This is a genomic window from Hymenobacter convexus, assembly GCF_030580955.1.
Lineage (GTDB): Bacteria > Bacteroidota > Bacteroidia > Cytophagales > Hymenobacteraceae > Hymenobacter.
This window is the reverse complement of sequence record NZ_JAUQON010000003.1, coordinates 495,327-516,722: the sequence shown is the minus strand read 5'-3', so window position 1 is coordinate 516,722 and position 21,396 is coordinate 495,327. Positions and strand designations below refer to the sequence as shown.

The 21,396-nt window shown below is 62.5% G+C and carries 12 protein-coding genes; 2 read left to right on the top strand and 10 right to left on the bottom strand.

Going from position 1 to position 21,396, the window contains the following annotated elements:
* Positions 1–10 precede the first annotated feature (10 nt).
* The 10 genes from Q4S41_RS08750 to Q4S41_RS08705 all read right to left on the bottom strand — a co-directional run bounded on the left by Q4S41_RS08750 (position 11) and on the right by Q4S41_RS08705 (position 16,381).
* Entirely contained in the window at positions 11–3,265 is a 3,255-nt protein-coding gene (locus Q4S41_RS08750; RefSeq protein ID WP_305030732.1) for a SusC/RagA family TonB-linked outer membrane protein, read from the bottom strand.
* A gap of 43 nt (positions 3,266–3,308) precedes the next feature.
* Positions 3,309–3,995 carry a DUF3826 domain-containing protein gene (locus Q4S41_RS08745; RefSeq protein WP_305030731.1) on the bottom strand — a complete coding sequence of 229 codons (687 nt, stop codon included), beginning with the start codon at positions 3,993–3,995 and terminating at the stop codon, positions 3,309–3,311.
* Positions 3,996–4,279: 284 nt separating this feature from the next.
* Complete coding sequence (locus tag Q4S41_RS08740) at positions 4,280–5,605, bottom strand: bile acid:sodium symporter family protein (protein ID WP_305030730.1); 1,326 nt, start codon at positions 5,603–5,605, stop codon at positions 4,280–4,282.
* 45 nt (positions 5,606–5,650) lie between these two features.
* A complete protein-coding gene (locus Q4S41_RS08735) occupies positions 5,651–6,313 on the bottom strand; it encodes an aspartate/glutamate racemase family protein (RefSeq protein ID WP_305030729.1) in 663 nt (220 codons plus the stop codon).
* A gap of 140 nt (positions 6,314–6,453) precedes the next feature.
* Positions 6,454–7,794 (bottom strand): four-carbon acid sugar kinase family protein, encoded by a 1,341-nt coding sequence (locus Q4S41_RS08730; RefSeq protein WP_305030728.1) that lies wholly within the window; start codon positions 7,792–7,794, stop codon positions 6,454–6,456.
* Positions 7,791–9,035, bottom strand: coding sequence for a ribulose-bisphosphate carboxylase large subunit family protein (locus Q4S41_RS08725; protein ID WP_305030727.1), 1,245 nt, complete (start codon positions 9,033–9,035; stop codon positions 7,791–7,793). The genes Q4S41_RS08730 and Q4S41_RS08725 overlap by 4 nt, the downstream gene beginning before the upstream one ends.
* A 74-nt stretch (positions 9,036–9,109) precedes the next feature.
* Positions 9,110–10,015, bottom strand: coding sequence for a sugar phosphate isomerase/epimerase family protein (locus Q4S41_RS08720; protein WP_305030726.1), 906 nt, complete (start codon positions 10,013–10,015; stop codon positions 9,110–9,112).
* The gene (locus Q4S41_RS08715) at positions 10,012–11,421 is read right to left on the bottom strand and encodes a sialate O-acetylesterase (RefSeq protein ID WP_305030725.1); all 1,410 of its coding nucleotides are present in this window, start codon (positions 11,419–11,421) and stop codon (positions 10,012–10,014) included. The genes Q4S41_RS08720 and Q4S41_RS08715 overlap by 4 nt, the downstream gene beginning before the upstream one ends.
* A gap of 107 nt (positions 11,422–11,528) precedes the next feature.
* Positions 11,529–14,654: a DUF6298 domain-containing protein gene (locus tag Q4S41_RS08710; protein WP_305030724.1), complete on the bottom strand. Its 3,126-nt coding sequence runs from the start codon at positions 14,652–14,654 to the stop codon at positions 11,529–11,531.
* A gap of 56 nt (positions 14,655–14,710) precedes the next feature.
* The gene (locus Q4S41_RS08705) at positions 14,711–16,381 is read right to left on the bottom strand and encodes a pectate lyase family protein (protein ID WP_305030723.1); all 1,671 of its coding nucleotides are present in this window, start codon (positions 16,379–16,381) and stop codon (positions 14,711–14,713) included.
* Positions 16,382–16,840: 459 nt separating this feature from the next.
* Between Q4S41_RS08705 and Q4S41_RS08700 the strand changes: the two genes are divergently transcribed.
* Both Q4S41_RS08700 and Q4S41_RS08695 read left to right on the top strand, forming a co-directional pair.
* Positions 16,841–19,738 carry an alpha-d-galacturonidase gene (locus Q4S41_RS08700; RefSeq protein WP_449271960.1) on the top strand — a complete coding sequence of 966 codons (2,898 nt, stop codon included), beginning with the start codon at positions 16,841–16,843 and terminating at the stop codon, positions 19,736–19,738.
* A gap of 82 nt (positions 19,739–19,820) precedes the next feature.
* Positions 19,821–21,365, top strand: a complete 1,545-nt coding sequence (locus Q4S41_RS08695) for an MGH1-like glycoside hydrolase domain-containing protein (protein ID WP_305030721.1) — start codon at positions 19,821–19,823, stop codon at positions 21,363–21,365.
* Positions 21,366–21,396: the final 31 nt, after the last annotated feature.

The following is a 21,396-nucleotide window of genomic DNA, read 5'->3' as shown; positions in this document are numbered from 1 at the left end:
GGGGTGGGAATTAGAAGCCAACGTTCAAACCGAGCGAGAGCGAACGCAGCGTGGGGTACGCGTCGTAGGAGCCCGAATAGGTTTTGTAGCTGTAAGGGTTGTAGAAGTTCAGCGGGTTGATGGCCGTGAAGAACACGCGCACCGAGCCGATGCCCGCCCGGTTGGTGAGGGCGCTGGGGAGGCTGTAGGAGATGTTGGCGTTGCGCATGCCGGCCGAGAACGAGCTGCGGAACCAGAACGCGGAGGACACGTCGTAGGTGGCGTTGTAGGCGGGCGCGGGATACGTGGCGCCCGTGTTTTCCGGCGTCCAGTGGTCGGTCCAGAACTCGGGCCGGTTGGACGTGGCGGTGCCCAGCTTGCGCGCCGCCGACTCTACCTGGGCCTGGCCACCCCAGGAGATGCCCATCGTGGCCGAAATGCTCAGCGACTTGTAGGTGATGGTGGGGTTGAAGCCGATGCCGTAGTGGTTGCTTTCCTTGGGGGTCAGGTAGGTTTGGTCTACGTCCGTGATGATGCCGTCGGGGGCGGTGTAGTTGCCCGAGGCGTCCTTGGGGCCGCGGATGTCTTCGTAGTACAGCATGCCGGGCTTGGGGGCCGAGCCGAAGATGGTATACCTGGGGTTGGCCTGGAGCAGGGCGTCCACGTCGGCCTGGGTGCGCAGCATGCCCACGTACTTGTAGCCCACCACGCCCTGGTCGGTCGAGCGGCCCGTCGGGTCGTCCCACTGGCCGAGCTGGCCGCGGCTCACGTCCACCAGCACCTGCTTGTTGTCGCTCCAGGAGAAGAACGTGTTCAGGCGGAAGCTGAGGTCTTTGGTGATTTTGTCGCCGTAGCCCACCGACACTTCGTAGCCGAAGCCGTCAACCGATGAGTAGTTTTCCGAGGGCAGGGCGGCGCCAATCACCAGCGGGGCCGAGTTCACCAGCGCCGTGAGCATGTTGTAGCGGTGGTCGTAGAAGCCGTCCACGGTCAGCGAGAGGCGGTTGCCCAGGAACGCCGCGTCGATGCCGGCGTTGTACTTGGTGTCGTCGTCCCAGCGGGCGGCGCGGTTGGCCAGCGCGTTGTTGGCCGCAAACACCAGCGAACGGTCGCCGTTGCCGCCGAACACGGCGCCCTGGCCGGTTTTCAGGCCGTAGCTCGTTTGCCAGTTGAAGGGCTTGGTGGCGTCGCCGCCCAGGAAGCCCAGCGAGGCGCGCAGCTTCAGCAGGTTCACGAAGTTCACGTTGTCTTTAAAGAACGGCTCCTGCGACATCACCCAGCCCACCGATACCGACGGGAACAGGCCCCAGCGGTACTCCGGCGCGAAGTTGGTCGAAGCGTCGTAGCGCAGCGTGGTTTCGAGCAGGTACTTGCCGTCGTAGTCGTAGTTGAAGCGCCCGGCGTAGGAGAGGGTACCGGCCTCGCTGGCGGTTTCCGTGGTGGTTTGGGCACCGGTGGCAAAGTTCTGGTAGTCGAGGTTGGGCACGTCGGTGGCAATGATGGCGCCTTCGGCCATGGCGGCCACGCCGTCAATCGCCGTTTCCGACTGCTCGAAGAAGCCAATGGCCGCCACGTGGTGCTTGCCAAACTGCCGGTCATACGTGAGGTAGCCGTTCAGCTGGTAGCTGTCGAAGGTGGTGGGGTTGAGGCGCACCCGGTCGCCGTTGTTCAGCACAATGGGGGCGCCGCTCACGTTGCCGCCGTAAATGTGCTTGTTGGTGCCCAGCATGGTCAGGCGGTACACATTGTACTTCGTGCCGTACTGCTTGCCGAAGCCGTTGTCCATGGTTTTGCTGAACAACACCCGCGCTTTCAGGCCCTTGAGGAACGGCAACTCGTAGTCGGCGCTGGCCGTCACGTTCAGGCCCGTGTTGCGGGTCGAGGTGTAGTTGTCCGAGTTCTGCACCTCGAAGAAGTGGAAGGCGTCCACCGAGTTCAGGTTGGCGTTGCTGGCGTTGGTCAGCAGCGTCGGCAGGCCGTTCACGTACGTGGGTACCCACTGCGGCGTGTAAAGCAGGCTCTTCATGTCGTTTTCCACGTTTTCACCCCCCTGCTTGAGGTAGTACATGCGCTTCTGCGACAAGTCGCCGCTCACCGACAGGGCCACCTTCAGGCCGCGGGCCACCTTCACGTCGGTGCTGGCCCGGTAGGTCCACTTGTTGGCGTTGATGTTGTCGAAGTTGGCGTTCTGGTAGTTGTAGCTCACGCCGGCGAAGTAGGTCACCCGGTCGGTGCCGCCGCTCATGTTCAGGGCGTGGCGCGTCACGGTAGCGGGTTTCCAGGCCGTGCGCAGCCAGTCGGTGTTGTTGTTGGCGAAGTAGTCCAGCTCGTCCGGCGCGTAATAGGCCGCGTTGGTGGAAGCCACGTTGTTTGCGCGGTTTACGTCGTTCAGGTAAGTGGCCTGCTGCACCGCATTCATCATCTTGGGCAGCATCACAGCATCGGTGGAGCCCACTGAGCCGCTGTAGCTGAACTTGGGCGCGCCCAGCTGGCCGCGCCGCGTGGCCACCAGCACCACGCCCTGGGCGCCGCGGGCGCCGTAAATGGCCGCCGCCGCGTCTTTCAGCACCGATATGGATTCCACTTCCGACTGGTCAAGCACGTTGAAGTCGTCCTCCGTCCGCACCACGCCGTCGATGACGAACAAGGGGCGCAGCGTGCCGCCGTCCTTCGACAGAATGATGGGGTTGCGCACCGTGATGGCACCCGGGTCGCCGGGGCGGCCCGTGCCGCCGCTCACGCCCACGCCCGGCAGCTGCCCCTGCAGGGCCGTGGAGAGGCTTCCCACCGGCAAATCCTGAATTTTCTGCATGTCGACCACGGCCACGGCCCCGGTCATGGTGGCACGGGTTTGGGTGCCGTAGCCCACCACCACCACTTCTTCCAGCGCGGCATTGTCGTCTTCGAGGGCCACTTCCAGCGTGGTGCGGCCATTCACCGCCACTTCCTGGCTCTTAAAGCCAATAAAGCTGAAAATCAGCGTTTCATTGCCGGTGGGCAGGTTGAAGTGAAAGGAACCGTCCGGGCCCGAACTGGTGCCCGTCTTGGTGCCCTTGATGAGCACCGTCACGCCCGGCAGCGGGTTGCCTTTGGCGTCCTTCACAATGCCCGTGAAGCCCACCTTAACGCCTTTCGATGACTTGGGCGCCTTGGGGTTGACGGGCGGGCCGGCCACGGCGGCCAGGGCCGGATTAGCGGCTAGCAGCGTGCCGCCCATCAGGAGCGCGCAGGCTAGCCGCGGGGCCACTGCCGAGAGCGGCAATGATTTGGGTAATGAGTGGGCCATAACAGTTTGGTGGGTTAAACTGAGAAAAAGGGTGTATTGAATATTATTGATTGCCAGCTGCTTTGCGGGCCGCGATGCGGGCCTGCCAGTCTTTGCCGGCCTGGTTCATGTCGATGCCGGCGGCCGAGAGGTAGTTGTTGATGCGGCCCTTGTACTTGCCAAACCAGGCGTGCTTCTGCTCCGAGGTGCCGCCGTCCATGGCGTGCTCGCGGGCCTCCGTGAGCCAGGCCAGCATCTGGGTGCGCTGCTCGGGCGTGAGGTTGGGCAGCATGTCGTTGTAGGCCGTCATCGTGATGGGCAGCACGCCGTAGGTCATGCCGTCCTTCACCTGGTCGATTTGGGCGGGCGTGAGGCGGCGGCTCAGCTTGCGCAGGTACTGCGGGTGCAGCTTGTCGAGGGCGGCGGTGGTTTCGGTTTCCAGTTTAGCCAGCTCGGCCTTGGTGGCGTCGGTCTGGGGCTGGGCTTTGAGGGCGGCCTTGCGCGTTTTCTGCTGCTCGTAGATGTCGTTGAGGGCGCGGTATTGGTCGGCAATGAGGTCGCGCACCTGCACCGAGTCCTTCGCCTTCAATCCGTCAATCTTGCCCACAATTTTGGCGGCCCGCTCCGTAATGGTCCGCGTGTAGGCGGCTTCTTTGGTTTCGGCTGGCGCGGCCGCCTGGGCCGAGGCCTGAGAGAGGGCAGTTGTGGAGAGAAGACCTAGCAAAAACAGGCCTCGCAATGATTTATTCATGTTTCACGGATAGTGCTAGAATAGTAGCAAGTTATCCGTGTTTTTGAGGCCAGTACTGTAACTTTTAACTAACTTATTGTACGATATTATCATGAGTATGAAGTTTTGATTAAGCCCATTGAATTACGGGCTATAAAACCCGCTCAGCTTATTGCAAATGCGGTTTATGAGGCCCGACCCCGATACATAGCCAGTACCTTAAAAGTGCCCAAATGGCCGGAAAATGCCACGCAATCGTTCCCGGCCTTTTAGTGCGATATTGTATAATCGAAGTCCAAAGCGGCTTAAGCTTCCGGCAAATGCGCTACACTATATAGCATTTCGGGCGCTTCAGCCGGCGCTATCACTGGCCGCTTGCGCCAGTAGTTGGCCAGAATGGAGCCCGAAATATTCATCCACGGGCTGAACACGGCGGCGGGCAGCCCCACGGTGCCCAGCTTGCCCATGCTGCCGGCCAGGCCCGAGGCCATGCCGCCGTTCTGCAGCCCTACTTCGAAGGCCACCGTGCGGGCCGAGTTTACATCGAGCCCAAACAGCCGGCTGAGCCAATAACCGAAAAAATACCCCGCCGCATTGTGCAGCACCGACGCCAGAAACAGCAGGAAGCCCACCCGTAGCAGGTTGTCGTGGCCCGCCGCCGTGGTCACGGCCGTGAAATAGATGATGCCGCCCATCGATAAGTAAGGCATCACTCCATCGATTTTGGGCAAGTTTTTAGCCAATTGATGATAAAGCACGCCCACAACCACGGCCGCTACCAGGAAACTGAAAATTTCCAGCGTCTGCCCGGCTTCGGGGCTCGGCAGGCGTTGCGCCAAGGCCGCCCACAGCCCCAGCGGCAGCGCCGCCAGCCACAGCACGCCCGCGCCGGCCACCAGGCCCACCGTGCGCCGGCCCCGCGCCGGGGCGGTTTTGAGGTAGTCATGCAGCAGGGCGGCCATGATAGGCACCAGCACAATTTTGATGATTTCCATCATCATGCTCACAAATTTTACTTCAATGAGCGTGCCGGCCAGCAGCTTCAGTAATAAGGGAGTGAGAAAGGGGGCCGCCAGCGTAGCCATGGCCGTGATGACCACCGATAGCACCATGTTGGCGCGCGCCAGGTACACCATCACGTTCGAGGCCAGCCCGCTGGAGCAGGAGCCGATGAGGACGATGCCGGCCGCAATTTCGGGCTCGAAGTGAAACACTTTGGTGAGCAGCAGGCCCATGAGCGGCATCACCGAAAAGTGGCACAGCAGGCCAATAACCACGCCCTTGCCAGTGCTGGCCAGCCCGGAGAAGTCCCGGATGCTCATCTGAATGCCCATGCCGAACATCACCAGCTGCACTACCACCAGTATCAGCCACTTGTGGCGCAGGTCCACGCCGCCCCACTGCTTGAAAGCATCCGGATAGACCATGCCGGCCACCACGGCCACCACAATCCAGGCCGTATATTGGTAGCTGCGCAAGGCCGGCACCGCTTTCAGGCCCAGGGCCACGGCCACGGCGGCGGCTACTGCCGCCGGCTGCCACAGTGCCGCTTGGTGTTGGCTGATGCCAATTACCAACGCAACAACCGCCAGGCCGGCCAGCACCAGACAAAGCTGAAAAAGTCGATTCATCGCGGGGATATGACGAAAGTGAGGAGTGGCGAAAGCGGTAGTGAGCTATACCAGTTCGGTGGCTAAATGCTGAATGGCAATGCCGGGGCTGGCCAGAATAGGCACCACGCGGTCGGCCGGCGCCAGCGCATCAACTACCCGCGCCATGGAGGCCTGGGCCAGCACCACGACATCCACTTTGGCAACCAGTTCCTTGAGGGCGGCGGCCACAATGGCATCGTGCCTGGCGCCGTTGCCGTTCATCAGGGCCTCAAAGGCGCCCTCGCAAAGCACGGAGGTTAGCTCAATGGCTTTGCCGGCGCGGGCGGCGCGGCGCTGCACCAGGTCGGCGGTGGGGCCGAGGGTGGTGGGCAGCGTGGCGATGACGCCGATGCGCCGGCCGATTTGTACGGCCTGGTCAGCCATGGGCTGGTCGACGCGCAGTACGGGCACGCTGCTCAGGCCCGCCGCCTGCTCCACCGCCGCGCCGATGGACGAGCAGGTGACCAGCACATAGTCGGCCCCGCCGGCTTCGGCCGAATTCACGTAGCCGACCACGCGCCGGGCCACGGCGGGCGTCAGCTCGCCCTCGCGGGTTATGGTTTTTACCAAGCTGTCATCGACAATGTTGAATACCTGCACGCCGGGCAGGTGCTCAGCGCACAGCTGCTGGAACACAGGCACCATAATGGCGGAAGTGTGAATAAGGGCGAGGGTTTTGGGTAGCATGATGAGTTGGGTGGGGTATAGAATTGATGAAACGGTCATGTTGAGCTTGTCAAAGCGTCTCTACCGCTTCGTTGAAATCGGATGAAGTACTGCTGCACCGAGATGCTTCGACGGCGCTCAGCAGGACGTTCAATTATCGTTCAGGTCGGCATCCGCCCTTCAAGCAGCACGCCGAAATACTCCGGCGCGCCTACCTGGCCGCCTTTGAAATTGACCTCAACCCCGTGTAGCGGCGAGCCCGGCGCGGCGGCGCGGCACAGCGGTGCGCCGGGGTAAAAAGGCGCTATCATTTCCACCGCTTCGATGCCCATGGCGCGGGCGGCGTAGCTGGAGGTGTCGCCGCCGGCCACCACCACGCGGCGGATGCCGGTTTGCCCCACGGCTTCGCGGGCAAGCAGGCCCAGGGCGGTACCCAGGGTTTCGGCGGGTAAGCTTTGGGTAGGGGCCTGGCCTGCACCGTTGGTGTGCACGATGACGCTGCGGCCTGCGCGCAGGAAACCAACGACATGCTGCTGATGGGAGGCTACCGCTTCTGGCGTGTTGGTGCCCGCTGCCAGCGCTTCGGCATTCAGTACTACCTCTGCAAACCCGTTGGCTTGCGCCCAGGCAATTTGCCCGGCCGTGACGGGCGAGCAGCTGCCCGACACCACCAGCAACGGGGCTGCGCGACCGGGGCCAAGCCACGCCACCGTCGGGGTTAGAACACCGTTTTGCTGCCAAAACTGGCCCAGCGCCATTTCGATGCCCGAAGAGCCCACCGAAAATAGCGGCGCTGTTGCCGTGGCAAAGTCATCGATAGCCGCCCCGATGCCCAGCAGCTGGTCCGGATAAAGTGCATCGAATAACATGATTTCGGCACCGCTGCTTGCCTGCCCGGCCAGCGCCGCCCGTATTTCAGCCAGCGGGCGGGTGATTTGCAGGATGTCGAGCAGGCCGGTTTGGAGGCTGGTCTGGCGGGCCAGATGCCGGCGCAGGTCGCTTTCGTCGGCCGGAGTAGTGGGATGCTGGCTCATCGACGGGTGCCGGTCGAGGCGGAAAATGCCGCCGTCGCTGCCGATGCCCAGCCGCGCGAATAAGTTGCCGAAGGCGCAGTAGCGGCCCAGCGGCGGCGCGGCTACCAGCAGCGGCACAAAGGCGCCTGGAAATACCCGACGCCCGGTTTCAATGGCCCGCCCAATGCTGCCGATGGTGGGCGAAGAATCGAACGTGGAGCACACTTTATAATGAACATGACGCGGCCCCAGCGCCCGCAGGGCGGCGAAGGCGGGTTCCAAAACCGCTTGCATGGCATCCGGCGGCATGGCGCGGGTGAGGCCGGCCACGCCAATGGCATCCAGGCCGGGGTAGGCGGCGAGCTGGGCGGCCGTGGGCGGCGCGATGAACAAGGCTGTGCGCGCCCCGGCCCGGCTCAGGAACTCCAGCGCATCGGTGCTCCCGGTGAAGTCGTCGCCGTAATAGGCAAGGAGTAATGGCCTGCTCATTGGCCCCCGAACTTTTGAACGGCCGCCGCGAATTCCGGATGCAGCGCAGCCGTTTCGGCCAGGCTGCGGCCGTCCACGGCGCCCTGCCAGGCTTGCTGCAGTGCCTGCACGCCGGCCGCCGGCCCCATGGGGTGCGCCAGGATGCCGCCGCCGGCCATGTAAAGCAAATCGGTGGTGCGGGTGCGGCGGTAGGTTTCGAACGCCTGCCCGCCCCACTGGCCCGATGACACCACTGGCAGTACCGAGTAGCCGCCCAGCAGCGGCGCCTGGCACGCTTCGATGGATGCCACCACGCTGTCGTCGGACTCCCAGAACTTGTTCTGAATGCCGTTGACGTGCAGTTGGTCGACGCCCGCCAGGCGCCACAGCTTCTGGTAGGCTCGGAAATCGATTCCTAATAAAGGATGGCGGGTGAGCATGCCCCAGCCGTTGCGGTGGCCGTGGATAGCCAGCGCCCGCTGGTCGCAGATTTTGCGGGTGCCCGCCAGGCCCACACTGTTGATGCTCACCATGGCGCAGGTGCCCCCGGCGCGCACCACGTACTCGTAGCGGCGCAGCATCTCGTCCATTTCCCCGCTGAGGTTGAAGGCGTACATCACCTTTTTGCCCGTGCGGTCGGCGTGGCGGTTGATGACGGCCATCACGGCATCGACGCGGGCCTCGAAGGGCGAATTGGCGGCGGCCATTTGCAGCTCGTCGTCCTTCACGAAGTCGATGCCGGCTTCGGCCAGCGTGCCCACCAGGCTCGCGGTTTGCTCCGGCGTGAGGCCGATGCTGGGCTTGATGATGGTGCCAATAAGCGGCCGGCCTTGCACGCCGGCCAGCGCGCGGCAGCCCGCCACGCCAAACGCCGGCCCGGCGAAGTGCTGGGCATACGAAGCCGGTACGTTAATGTCCATCAGCTTCAGCCCCGTAAACTGCCGGATTTCGTACAGATTTCCTTGCAGCGTAGACACCAGCAGCGGCAGGTTGTACCCAAAATTCTCTACCGACCACGACACCCGCACCCGCGCCCGATGGTACAGCCCGCTGCTGCTCGTGGCGCCCGGAATGGCCGGCTCCCGCACCGGCTCCAGCGCCTCCACCGATTCTACGCGGGCGGCAAAGCGCTGCTTGAGTTCAGCCGTTTCGCCCGGCACGGCCACAAAGGTGCCCGACGACTGCTCGCCCGCCAGCACGGCCGCCGCGTCTTCGGGACGAAAGGGGGTTTCGATATAGTAGGTAGCGGTGATGCGTTCCATCAGGTGTAGCGCGGACTTTTAGTCCGCGAGTAGTTGGCTAAAAGTGAATTCGCGGACTGAAAGTCCGCGCTACATCAGCTCTGAAAAACCGACTTCAGATAGGCCGTGTTGGCCCCGAAATTCTTCTTCACGTTGCGCGGGTCGGCGGCGTCGCGCGAGCGTTCGATGACCAGCCAGCCTTCCCAGCCCATGTCGGCCAGGGTCTGCTTCACCTTGTTCATGTCGAGGCGGGTATTGTTTTGCAGCCACACGCCGTCCTCGTCGGTGGCGTGCATCTGGCAGATGCGCTTGCGGCCCAGAATGCGCAGCTCCTCGTTCAGGTCGCGGCCTTCCTTGAGCGGGTTCGAGAAGTTGAAGTAAATCTGGATGTTTTTCGAGCCGATTTCATTCAGCAGCGCCACTTCGCCCTTGGCATCCAGGGCGGTTTCGATGCCGACGACCACGCCCGCTTTCTTCGCCATTTCGCCCACCACTTTCAGCCGCTCTACAATGGCGGGGCGTAGTTCGGGGTTCTTTTTCAAATCGCCCTGTGTGCCCAGTGGCAGGAAAGCCACTTTCACGTTCAGCGCCTTCATCGTGTCGAGGCAGTCCTGAATCATGCGCTGGTAGGTGGGGCGCGTGGCGAAGGACTGGGCGTAAAAACCCGTCATTGCCAGCGAGCAGATTTCGAGATTCAACTCCTTGGCCTTATCGATGAACTGCTGGCGGATTTCGGGCTTGGCGAGCTGGTTGTCGAAGGTTTCGCGCTGGCCCAGGCCGCCCATATCGATTTCCACGCCGTCGGCCCCGATGTCTTTGGTGAGCTGCAGGGCGCCCAGCTTCTGGCGCTTTAGAATCATCAAATCCACCACCGCGACTTTGTATCTCAGCTTCTTTTTGGTGGGCGCAAAGGCGTTGGCCCAATTCGGCAGGAGCAGGCCGCCGGCGAGGAACGAGCCGGCTTTCAGGAAATCTCGGCGAGAAAGGGCAGCAGCTTTCATTTTGATGCGGAAGAGTCAGGCTTATCAGTCCGAAAGGGGCGGGCCGGCAGTCCGGCCTCCGAAAACAAGTTGGGTTGCGCCACCTCGTCCCAGCCGAAGCGCACGGCGGTGGGGTGCGCCACGCCCGGGGCCGATACCAGCACCTGCCGGCCCTCAATGCGCGCCTGCGCGGGCACAAACACGCCATCGGGCCCAGCAATGGTAAAGTCGGTCAGTGCTTTGCCATCTTTGCTAACCAGCGGCGCGGCCGAAGCAATAGAAATGGCCGCCACCGCGCCCTTCACTTTCATGCTACGAAACACCGGCCCCTCGGCCACCACGCCGGGCGTATGGTAAGTATTTGCCAGCGCCAGCAGGGCCAGCCGTCGCCCAATTTCCCACTTGAAGCCGGGGTGAATGCCGCCCTCAGTGTTAGCCAAGTCGGTGGTTTCAATCATGGCCGTGTGCGGCACCTGCAGCGCCGCCGCCTGCGCCTCGCGGAACAGCGGCAGGGTCTCCCGCGTCAGGACCACCTTGTCGTGGGTATCGGAGTACTTGAACGGGGCCAGCGACACGTAATAGAACGGCAGGTTGGCTTCGCCCCAGGCCGCGCGCCAACTGCCGATGAGCGTGCGCATTTTCTGGGTGTACGTCGTCGTTTCGGCCAGAAAGCAGTTGCTCTCGCCCTGGTACCAGAGGAAGCCGCGCACCGCCAGCGGCACCAGCGGCTTCACCATTGGCTCCCAAAACTTGCCCGGTTCGCCGTCCACTTTTTTATTGGCAAAAACAGAGTCTTTGGCAAAAGCCTCCGTTGAAATCCAGGGTTCGATGCGGCTGCCGGGCACCGATGTGGCTACCATCCCCACCGGCACGTTGAGGCGCTTGTTCAGCTCTTTGGCGAAGAAATACGCGGCGGCCGAGAACGAGCGCAGGGCCGAATCCTGGGCCACGGCCCAGTCGCGGTGCAGCGAGTCGGGCCGGGCCAGCGTCTTGCGGTTGACCAGGAAAATGCGGATGGCGGGGTTGTGGGCCACGTTCAGCTCGTCCACCGGGTTGGGGCCGGGCATGTCGGGGCGGGTCACCTTGCTGTTTTTACGCATGGTGTATTCCATGTTCGACTGGCCCGAGCACACCCAAACTTCCCCCACTAGAATATTGCGCAGCCGAATGGTGTTGCTGCCGGAGATTACCAGCTCCGCCGGTGTGGCCGAGGCCGTGAGTGGCTTGAGCGTCACCTGCCACTTGCCCGACGCATCGGCTTTCGTGCCGGGGTGCTGCCCGGCAAACTGCACGGTCACGGCCTCGCCCGGCGCGGCCGTGCCCCAGATGGGCAGCGGCTTCTCGCGCTGCAGCACCATGTTGTGGCCCAGAATGCGCGGTAGTGTGATGGTAGCGTGGGCGGGGATAGACAGGAAAAGCGCCAGCACGATGTAGAGACGCGACCCTTCGCGTCTTGATATTAGCGCCGTTCGAATAGCATCGTTCAGCGCCGAGACGCGAAGGGTCGCGTTTCTACATGGTTCTATGTGCTTCTTCATTTCTTCGCCAGCCATATGACTTCCGTGCCCGGCGCCGTGCTATTCAACGTGACGGATTTTCCGCCCTTCACCGTCTCTTTCGAATCAGTCAGCGCGCCGGTTTTTGGATTGATGTGGCGCACGGCAAACGTGCCGCTCATGCCCGATAAATCCACCTGCACCGGCGACTTGCCATCCCGGTACAGCAGCAGGCCGGTTTTGCCGTCGCTCATGGCCCACTGGTCGGTGGGCTTGCCGGGCAGTTCCACCGGCTTCATGTCCGAAATGGCCGAGGCAAACCCTGCATCGGCCACGCGGGGCAGGCTGGCCATGGAGCCGCCCGCCAGCAGCACTGCCCAGCCGAAAGCATCGTAGCCATCAGCCGAATAGAGCACGGCTTTGTCGGGGAATTGCTGGCGGTACTCGCGCACGGCCCGGTACACCTGCTCGAACGAGCTGCGCTTGGGCGGCGTGAGGCGGGCGTGCTGGCGCGGGGCCAGGTTCTGGCCGCCGGCCGGGGCATAGGTTTTGCCGTCGAACTGGTAGTGCCAGTAGTTGATGTCGATGACGTCGACCACCTTGGCCCGCGCCGCGTCGGCCAGAATGGCGTCCTGCACGTCTTTGGTGGTGCTCAGGGCGATGGTGGGGTGCTGGCCGGTTTCGGTTTCCCACTCCTTGATGGTGTCGAGCCAGAACTGCACGAAAGTGAGCGGCCCGGTGAATTCGGCGCCAATGAGGTGAATGACGCCGGTCTGGCCCTTGAAATTGGCGAGGCACTGGCGGATGTAGGCGCGGTGCAGTGGCCGGCGCACCGCATCGGTCACGTCGTAAAACTGCTCGGCCATGAAGATGCGCTTGTCGCCGGCGTAGGGCGCGGGCTCCGGGAAGCCGGTGTTGTTCACGTTGTTGACCGGGCGCCAGGGGAAGTCGGCGTAGTGCGCGCCGGCCTCGATGATGTTGTGCTGGAAATAATGCTGGTTGAGCAGCACGAGGCCTTTTTGGTCGGCCAGGTCGGCGAACTGGTTCAGGCGGCTCCAGTACCAGGCGTTGTACTTGGTGAGGTCGTAGCGGCTGAGGCCGTCCCAGGCCAAATCCTTGCCGCTACGGGCAAAGGGCAACTCGTAGAACGGCGCCCACACCTCGCCATCCATGCGGCGGATGCGCTCGTGGTCGTCGCGCCGGCGCTCGTACCACAAGCCGTAGTTGTGGTGCAGGGCCACCACGTTTTGGGCCCGCATCGAGTCCGTCATTTCCTGCAAGTCATCGGTCAGCCCGCGGCCAATCTGGCCCGGCACGAAGCGCGTGATGTGCGGTTTCGGGTTGAGCAAGCCGTAGGGGCGGGCGCTGCCGTTCCACCACGGCACCTCCTGGCGGCGCCCCTGCACGAGGGCGTTGCCGCGCATCAGTACGCCCTGCTTCACCTCCAGCGGGGCTGCGTAGGTGGGTGCCGGGGCCGTTTTCACCTTCAGTTTATCAATGGAAGGCGCTGTATTTTGAATCGAAATCGGCTGGCGCGTCGGCGCGGCTTTCACCAACTCAAGCACGGTAGGAGCGGGGTTAACCGAAAGCCGCGTCAGTTCCTGCGCCACGGCCACTTTGGGGCTGCTGCTGGCCTCGGTGGGCACGGGCAGGATGATGGCGCGGGCCTTCGCCGCGTCGCCCAGCCGCTCCTGCAACTGCGCGTAGTAGAGGCTGCGCGGGTTGATGTTCTCGTTGGACTGGTCCCAGTAGCCATTGCCAGCAAACTGCGCCCAGGTGCCGAAGGCCCAGTTCTGGGCTGTGGGCGGCTGGTAGCAGTCGACGCGGGCGGCCGTGCACTGCCAGAACACACTGTTGGCCACGGCCCAGCCGGCGCCTTGCCCGTCCTGCTCGCGGTTGCCGAAGCGCAGGGCCTGGCCGTATTCCTTGATGATGTCGAACAGCACGCCCGAGGCCCAGCTATCGACGCCGCCGCTGAAACTCAGGGCCTGCTCCGCGTCGCACTGCACGAAGGCATTGGGGCCGGCGGCGCAGTAGCCCAGGGCGAAATCGTGGTAGCCATTCTCGGCGTACAGCCGCTGAAACAGCGTTTGCGAGCCCAGGGTGTAAAACGTGTTACGCCTTTCGTTGCCGATTTCCGACACTGGCTCGGTCGAAATACAGTCCTCTACTGTCAGACGCCGCGCCGTGGCCTGAGCTAAAACTGCCGAACCGGCGAAGTGCCGAAACGTCACCTGCCGCACCCAGGCATCCTGCACGTTTTCAAGCTCCACGGCCACCCAGCGGTGGTTTTCGTCTTTCGGATTGGCCGCGTCGAAGCTGGATTCCAGTCGCAGATTTTCCACCCCAGCCTGCGCAATCAGGCCCGGCCAAGTGTAGCGGACCACGGTGCCGCCGCCGTAGGCTTGGTCGAGGGCAGTGGTAAGAGGCGCGTCCAGCGTGATGCCGTTGGCATCTACTGCTACCACCTGGCGGTCCCAGGCGAGGTCGCGCTGGCCGGGTTTCCAGCCCAGCGCGGAGAGGCCGCCGCCGAAGGTTTCCATACCCAGCCGGTGCACCCAGGCGGCCGTGCTGGGACGCCGCACCTGCACCCGGTCGCCCACTTTGAAAGCGCTGGCGTTGGCCAACTTGAGCGTGCGAGAATTTACCGGCACGTACTTGTCGGTGACGGCCACGGCGGTTTCAAACTTGCGGTCGTTGCGCCCGCCGATGGTCAGCAGGTGGTCGCGGGTCACGCCCGTGCCGATGACGACGGTGCCGCCGTCGCCCATGCCACTGCCGCGCAGCACCACGCCCGAAGCGCGAATAAACAGCCGGCCGGCCACCTCGTAAATCCCCTTTTCCAGCAGTACTGCTCCACGCAGCCCGTCCTTGCCCATCGGCAAACCGGCCACATAATCCAGCGCCGACTGGATGCGCGCCGTGGCATCGCCGGCCTTTACCGGCACCGTCACTTTGATGGTGGCGGTGGGAATGGCTGCCTCGCCCGCCCGGTAACCAGCATACGAAAAATCCGGCACCCGATTGCCCAGCGAATCCGGCGTATAGCTCAGCTTGCCGTCCTTGTACTCGATGGGCGAGGGCGGCGGCAGCGGCTTGGCGGGCTTCTGCGCGGCCGCTGGCAGCGTGGCAAGTAAGGCGAGAAAAAGGGTGGGTTTGCGCACAGCTGGAAAGTAGCAAGAGAAAATGCAGCGCGGACCTTGCAATCCGCGCTACTGAATTACATCCGCGACAGGGCGGTGCCCATTTCCACGCCGCCGGTGGGCTTCACGTCTTTCACGTCGACTAGGCCGTTGAGGTAGTTCTCGATGTTGGCGTAGCCGTTTTTGGCGATGGCGCCGCCATCAGCCGCATTTTTGGGGTCGAGGCCGTTCTTCTTTTCGTAGTCGTCGGGCATGCCGTCTTTGTCGGCGTCGGCGTAGGGCTTGCCGGCGTAGGTGGGGTAGCCGCCCACCTGCGACGGGTCGGTGATGATGCCCTGCTTGTAGGAATCGATGGGCAGGCGGCGGTGCTTAAACTGCGTTTCGGGCAGCTTCACGCCCTCTTTGTAGTCGATTTTGCCGGTGCGCACCTGAGTGGTCACGCGCACATCCACCGGGTCGCGCTTGGGCAGCGTGGCGCCGGCGTGGTCGAGCACATAGGCGTAAGCTTTGTCGGCGGGCAAGATGGAGAGCTGGGGCATGGGCAGCGGCGTCGTCACCTTCATATCGGCCGTGTAGGGGCCGGCGTTGGGCAGCTCTTCCACTTGCACGCCGCCGTCCCAGTTGTCCTTGGTCACGTTGGGGAAGCCCTCCACGATGTTGCCGGCCACGTAGGCGCGGCCGTACACCTGGTATTTTAGCTTGCTGCGGCCCGACTCGGGCTTCAGAATGCGGTGGCCGATGGGGGTGTCCTTGGGCGTGGAGGGGCCGGGCTTGTAGTAGTTGTTCACGATGTTGTAGAGGGCGCGGTAATCGCCGCCGTCGGTGGAGCGGTGCACCCAGTTGAACATCACGTTGTTCACGAAGTTGAACACCCCGTTCCAGCCAATCGACGGGTTGCGGCCCGCGTTGTCGGCCCACAGGTTGCGCATAAACGAGCAGTTTTCGCCGCCCAGCGTGCTACCGAAGGCGTGGTTCCAGGTGTCGAGCGCCTCCGAGAAAATGGAGTTCTGAATGGTGATGTTCACCGTGCCCAGCTTCTGCTCGGCAATGCCGGTGCTGTCGTTGTACATGTGGCGGTACATCGACATGTTCTCGTCCAGGCCCCACGAGGCCGACACGTGGTCAATCATGATGTTGCCCACCGGGTTGCCGCCGATGGCATCGTCGCGCCGGCCCACGTTGGTTTCGCCCCGGCGGAAGCGCATGAAGCGAATCAGCACGTCGTGCGTGTTCAGCCACACCGATTCGCCGGCCACGCACACGCCGTCGCCGGGCGCGCTCTGGCCCTCGATGGTGATGTAGGGCGCCCGGATGATGAGCGGGCTTTTGATGCGGATAATGCCGGCCACGTTGAAAACCACAATGCGGGCCCCGCCCTGCTCGCAGGCCTCGCGCAGGGTGCCGGGGCCCCGGTCTTCGAGGCTCGTCACCACAATCACCCGGCCGCCGCGCCCGCCAAAGGTGTGCGCCCCGCCGCCCTCGGCCCCCGGAAACGCCAGCAGCGGCGACTGCGGCAAGTCAATCGGCCGGGCGGCCCACGGAATGTAGGGCTTGCCCTGAGCAGCCTCCTTTTTGATGATAGGGTAAGCCTTGTTCCAGGCAATGTCGGACTGCCGCCGCTCGGTGGCCATCAACTCGTCGCTGGCTTTCTGCACATCCGGGGGGATGGAGGGGTACTGGGCGTGGGCCGCGTGGTGCGAGGCGAACAAGAGGCCGAAGGCATAAAGGGAAGCAACCGATTTTTTCATGGGCGGGGAAGGGGAGTTTGGATGAAGCGAAATAACAGGACAAAAACCCCGGCCACCTATATCATTTTCTCGACCCTGTGTAGGATGTTATCATTCCCCTCAAGCTGCTTTCTTGTCAAGTCAGTTTAGCTGAGTAAATGCTCACCTTGCCGGCATTTATGGGCCTCCTGTCTTCCTGCTGCCGAAGAAGTACCTATGCAAGTAGCTACCAGTTGAATGCCGGGAAAGAAGCCTCAGATGGCAACTAGCGACGCCTGCCGCAGCACGCAGCAATGAAGCTACGGCTGCGCTAACTGCGGTTGGTAACGCCTCACCAGTCGATGGAATGCCTCTGCTGGAATGCGCCCCGGCAGCTACTTTATCGATTGTGAAAAGACGGGTTTTGCGATGGCAACATGCTACAACACGCGGAGAAGATGATACACAGAACAGAGTCATCCCGTCAATAATTTTGACCTGATGCCATCTGTCAATTTCTTCTCCCTATTAAGCGGAATACCAACGCGCCGGACCGGTTGGAATCAGCTGTTCTGCGCCGGCTGGTTGCTGGTGGGTTTACTGCTGAGTGCTGCTGAAACCACGAATGCTGCACCCGTTTCCAAGTGTCTGGCCGCGTTGGATTCGCATCCATCTGAACGGCGTAGAGACGCGTCCCAACGGCACGTAGCCGCAACAAGGTCCCGCACCATTCTGCTGCCCAAAAACGCCCATTCCCGCCTGCAATACGGTGCCGGCCGGCTGGCCACTGCGCTTCGTAATGCTGGCTACCAGGTGCAGGTTCAGCAGGCCGATAAGCTGCCGAAAGTCCAGGGCCTGATTGTAGTAGGACAGGCCGTCGATGTGCTGGTGCAGCAAGCCGCCAGTGCTTTCCACGCCACTTCCGACAAGGCGCCGGGCAAGGAGGGCTTCGCCATTACTTCGGCTAAAGACGACGCGCTACTCATCAGCGGAGCAGACAATTCCGGCGCCCTCTACGGCTGCCTGGAACTGGCCGAGCAAGTCAAAACCCAAGGCAAGCTCAGCGACAACCTGCACCTCACCGACCAGCCCGAAATGGTACTGCGCGGCACCTGCATCGGCGTGCAAAAGCCGACTTACCTGCCGGGCCGCAATGTGTACGAATACCCTTACACGCCCGAAACATTCCCGTGGTTTTACGATAAGGCGCTGTGGGTGAAGTACCTCGACATGATGGTCGACAACCGGTACAACTCACTCTACCTCTGGAATGGCCACCCGTTTGCCTCGCTGGTGCGGCTAAAGGAATACCCGTTTGCGGTGGAAGTGGACGATGCCACGTTCCGGAAAAACGAGGAGATGTACCGCTTCCTGACCGAGGAGGCCGACAAGCGCGGGATTTGGGTGATTCAGATGTTCTACAACATCATTGTATCCAAGCCCTTTGCTGAGCATTACAACATCAAGACCCAGGACCGCGCCCGGCCCATCGTGCCGCTCATTGCCGACTACACGCGCAAATCCATCGCCGCCTTCGTGGAGAAATACCCCAACGTGGGCCTGATGGTGGCGCTGGGCGAAGCCATGGAAGGCGCCGGCCAGGACGACGTGGACTGGTTCACGAAAACCATCATTCCCGGCGTGCTCGATGGCCTGAAAGCCACCGGCACCACCGAGCTGCCGCCCATCGTCCTCCGCGCCCACGACACCGACGCGCCCCGCGTCATCACCGCCGCGCTGCCGCTCTACAAAAACCTCTACACCGAAGCCAAGTTCAACGGCGAAGCACTGACAACCTACACGCCGCGCGGCTCCTGGGCGGCGCTGCACCGCCAGCTGAGCGGTATGAATTCGGTGCACATCGAAAACGTGCACATCCTCGCCAACTTGGAGCCGTTCCGCTATGGCTCGGCCGATTTTATTCAGAAATCAGTGCTGGCCATGCACAATACCTATGGCGCCAACGGCTTGCACCTCTACCCGGAGTCTTCGTACTGGGATTGGCCCTACACGGCAGATAACGTGGCCGGCCGCCAGCTGCAAGTCGACCGCGACTGGCTGTGGTATGCCGAGTGGGCCCGCTACGCCTGGCGCGCCAACCGCCCCCGCCCGGCGGAAGTCACGCACTGGAGCCAGAAACTGGCTGCGCAATTTGGCTGCGATGCGCAGGCCGGCCAGCAGATTCTGGAAGCCTATGAGCAGGCCGGCGAAATCGAGCCCAAGTTGCTGCGCCGCTACGGCATCACCGACGGCAACCGCCAGACGCTGACGCTGGGCATGCTGATGAACCAATTAATTGACCCCAAGCGCTACGGCTTGTTTACGCTGTTGTATGAATCGGAATCGCCGGAGGGCGAGATGATTATCGAGTATGCCGAGAAGGAAGCGAAAGGGGAGAAGCACATCGGCGAAACGCCGCCACAGGTGGCTAATGAGGTGGTGGAGCACGGCAAAAAAGCCGTGGCGGCCATCGAGCGCGCCGCGCCGGCTATCCGGCAAAATCAGGCTGAGTTTGCCCGCGTCAAAAATGACATGTACTGCCAGGCTGCGCTGGCGAATTTCTACGCCGAAAAGGCACGGGCGGCCTTGCAGGTGCTGCGCTACAAATACTCGCACAACGTGCAGGACCTTACGGCTGCCGTGCCCTTGCTGCAAAGCAGCGTGGCATACTGGCAAAAACTCGTCGACCTCACTAAAGACAGCTACCTCTACGCCAACAGCATGCAAACCGCCCAGCGCAAAATCCCGATGCGCGGCGTGGACGGCACCTACAAAACCTGGGCGGAAATGCTGCCGGTGTACCAAAAGGAGCTGGCCGATTTTCAACACAACATCGACTCGCTGAAAACGGCCAAAACCGGTGTTGCCACCAAGAAAATTGACGTGCTGCGCAACGCTCCGGTGACGGTGCGCAACAAAAAAGTCAAGCCGCTTTGGGTGGCATTGGGCGAGCCGGTTTTTACCGATACAGCTGCCGCAATCACCGCTTTCGCGCCCGAGTTGGCTGGGTTGGAAGGTATCCAATTCAGCAAGGCGCAGCAGGTGGCGCAGGGCACTGAAATCCGGTTTTCTACCCCAAAGCCGGTGCAAGTGCTGGTCGGGTTTTTCAACCAGAAAAGCCCGCGCTACCTGCCCATTCCCACCCTGGAAATCGACGCCAGCGCCAACGACTACGGCCAGGCCGAAAGCAAGATTTTGAACGCGCTGGCCATTCCCGGAATGCCGCCCGTGAATGTGCATGCCTACTCCTTTAAACCCGGCACGCACACGCTGAACCTGGCCCGCGGCGCCTGCCTGATTCTGGGATTTGTGGATGCCAGCCAGCCGGTGCCGACTTACAACGCCGGGCTGGGTAGCGCAGTGGCGCCGGGCCGGGAAATCGATTGGCTGTTTGAATAGATATGTAGCGCGGACTTTGTAATCCGCGTCGCTAACAACCTGACTTAACGCGGACTACAAAGTCCGTGTTACTTTGCCTGCTATGAAACCCACCCACCTGCTCCTTTCCCTCGGCCTGCTCAGCGCCGCTTCGGCCGCCGCCCAGCAGCCCGTTCTCACGCCGGAGCACCTGCGCGCCAGCGTGGCGCGCTTCAACGCGCTGGACAAGGAGGATGTCATCAACCTTGTGCCCAACGCCCAGGCGGCCGACTGGCTGGCCCGCGAGGTGCCGCTATTCGAATGCCCGGATTCGGCCATTCAGGAAACGTATTACTACCGCTGGTGGACCTTTCGCAAGCACCTCAAGCAGACGCCTGATGGCTATGTGTTCACGGAGTTCATCACGCCGATGAAGCACGCCGGGCCCTACAACACCATCAGCAGCGCGCTGGGCCACCACCTCAACGAAGGCCGCTGGCTGCACGACCCGCAGTACATCGACCAATACACGCGCTTCTGGCTGACGGCTAAGCAGCCCCAGGTGAACGCCAAGCTCCACAGCTTTAGTAGCTGGCTGCCCGATGCGGTGTACAGCCTGTATGAGGTAAATAACAACCAGGCTTTCGTGCAGGAGCTGCTTCCCGCGCTCAATACCGACTACCGGCAGTGGGAAAAGGAACGGATGCTGCCCAGCGGCCTATTCTGGCAGTACGACGTGAAGGATGCGATGGAGGAATCCATCAGCGGCGGACGCAAGGAAAAGAACGTACGGCCCACCATCAACAGCTACATGTATGGCAACGCCAAAGCGCTGGCCGCCATGGCCAAGCTGACCAAAAACGACAGCCTGCAACGCAAGTACGCCGCCAAAGCCAAGCAGCTCCGCGCCGACGTGCAAAAGACGCTCTGGGACCCGAAGGCCAGCTTCTTCAAAGTGCAGTACGAGAAGGGTGGCCTCTGTGAAGCGCGGGAGGAACTGGGCTACATTCCCTGGTATTTCAACCTGCCCGCCGACAAACCGGAGTACGCCAAACAGTGGGCGCAACTCACCGACGAAGGTGGTTTCCGGGCGCCCTGGGGCCTCACCACGGCCGAAAGACGGGCGCCGGGCTTCCGCACCCACGGCTCGGGCCACGGCTGCGAGTGGGACGGCGCAGTGTGGCCCTACGCCACCACCCAAACGCTGAAGGGCCTCGCCAACCTGCTCACCGACTACAGGCACCACGACGGCATGAGTGCCCAGATTTATTACGACGAGCTGCGCAAATACGCCCTCTCGCATCAGAAAAACGGTGTGCCCTACCTCGGTGAATACCAGGACGAAAAGACCGGCGAATGGCTGAAAGGCGACAACCCCCGCAGCAGCTACTACAACCACTCCGGCTTCGCCGATTTGGTGATAACCGGCTTGGTCGGCCTGAAGCCGCGCCCGGATAACGTGGTGGATGTTTTCCCGCTGGTGCCCGCCGGGCAATGGGACTGGTTTGCCCTCGACCAGGTGCGCTACCACGGCCGGACGATTTCGGTCATTTGGGACAAAACCGGCCGGAAATACGGCCGGGGCCAGGGCCTGCGCATTTTCGCGGACGGCAAGGAAATCGGCCACGCCAGCGAGTTGAAGCGGGTGACGGCCAAGCTGCCCGGATAATTGGTAGAAAAAAGGTCGTCATGCTGAGCGC

Excerpts from the sequence above, each read along its gene's own strand:
- Q4S41_RS08750 (WP_305030732.1), bottom strand. The coding sequence starts at position 3,265 with ATGGCCCACTCATTACCCAAATCATTGCCGCTCTCGGCAGTGGCCCCG.
- Q4S41_RS08745 (WP_305030731.1), bottom strand. The coding sequence starts at position 3,995 with ATGAATAAATCATTGCGAGGCCTGTTTTTGCTAGGTCTTCTCTCCACA.
- Q4S41_RS08740 (WP_305030730.1), bottom strand. The coding sequence starts at position 5,605 with ATGAATCGACTTTTTCAGCTTTGTCTGGTGCTGGCCGGCCTGGCGGTT.
- Q4S41_RS08735 (WP_305030729.1), bottom strand. The coding sequence starts at position 6,313 with ATGCTACCCAAAACCCTCGCCCTTATTCACACTTCCGCCATTATGGTG.
- Q4S41_RS08730 (WP_305030728.1), bottom strand. The coding sequence starts at position 7,794 with ATGAGCAGGCCATTACTCCTTGCCTATTACGGCGACGACTTCACCGGG.
- Q4S41_RS08725 (WP_305030727.1), bottom strand. The coding sequence starts at position 9,035 with ATGGAACGCATCACCGCTACCTACTATATCGAAACCCCCTTTCGTCCC.
- Q4S41_RS08720 (WP_305030726.1), bottom strand. The coding sequence starts at position 10,015 with ATGAAAGCTGCTGCCCTTTCTCGCCGAGATTTCCTGAAAGCCGGCTCG.
- Q4S41_RS08705 (WP_305030723.1), bottom strand. The coding sequence starts at position 16,381 with ATGAAAAAATCGGTTGCTTCCCTTTATGCCTTCGGCCTCTTGTTCGCC.
- Q4S41_RS08700 (WP_449271960.1), top strand. The coding sequence starts at position 16,841 with ATGCCATCTGTCAATTTCTTCTCCCTATTAAGCGGAATACCAACGCGC.
- Q4S41_RS08695 (WP_305030721.1), top strand. The coding sequence starts at position 19,821 with ATGAAACCCACCCACCTGCTCCTTTCCCTCGGCCTGCTCAGCGCCGCT.